Origin of the sequence: Blastomonas sp. CCH1-A6, assembly GCF_001556365.1 — a bacterium.
Classification (GTDB): Bacteria; Pseudomonadota; Alphaproteobacteria; order Sphingomonadales; family Sphingomonadaceae; genus Blastomonas; species Blastomonas ursincola.
On the sequence record NZ_LSIS01000138.1, the window covers coordinates 1 to 727 of the forward strand.

1 protein-coding gene is annotated in these 727 nt (G+C 67.5%); it reads right to left on the bottom strand.

The features are described 5' to 3' along the window. Positions 1-251: 251 nt before the first annotated feature. On the bottom strand, positions 252-727 hold a 476-nt coding region (locus AX735_RS05415; RefSeq protein WP_066276847.1), incomplete at its 5' end, for a DUF736 domain-containing protein.

Here is a 727-nt window from a genome sequence, read left to right on the forward strand (position 1 = left end):
CGATCTGCGCGCAGTCTTCGTTCCACGGAGCCCCGCCAAGATCGAGAGTCCAGTTTGTCTGTGCCATTCAAGCCTCCTTTGCTTGAACGGCACCTCCCCCTTCTCTTTCGCAGGCAGAGTTTCCGCTGCAGGTCGGCTCGGCTTGCAAGCACCGGGCAAAAGAAAAGGCCCGCCCGCGACGAATGCGCGGACGGGCCTTCCCGATGTGACCGGCGCGGGTCGCGGCACCGGTCACGGGGGGCTTGTCCCGGTCAGGCGTCGACGCTCGCGCGCGTCTTGCCCTTGGGTGCCGGAGCGGTGCTGTCGCCCAGACCGTCGCCGGTGGCAGCAGCGCTGTCAACGCTGCGGTCGCTGGCCGGTTCGTCGCCGGTGGCAGTCAGCGGCGGCAGGGCGCCTTCACTCTCGCTGCCGAAGCCGTCGAGCGAGGCCTTGGGCTTCGAGCGGCGCCAGGCGACGTTGTAGCTGCCATCGTTCTGCTGGAACATGGCGACCGGGATCGGCGCCGAGAGGCTGGGATCGTCGATCTGGCCCGAGAGGAAGCACTCGCCGGTCTCGTTCGACGAGTATTCCCAGAGCGCGCCGATCTTGACCCAGCTGCGGCGGTCCGCCGAGAGCGCCATGAGGTCGAACTTGGGTGCCCGCTCGTTGGTGGATTCGAAGGCCCGCAGCGCAACCGTCGCGCTGAAGGTCAGGGTGGTGATGCGGCCGATGTGAACGCCTTCTGCGT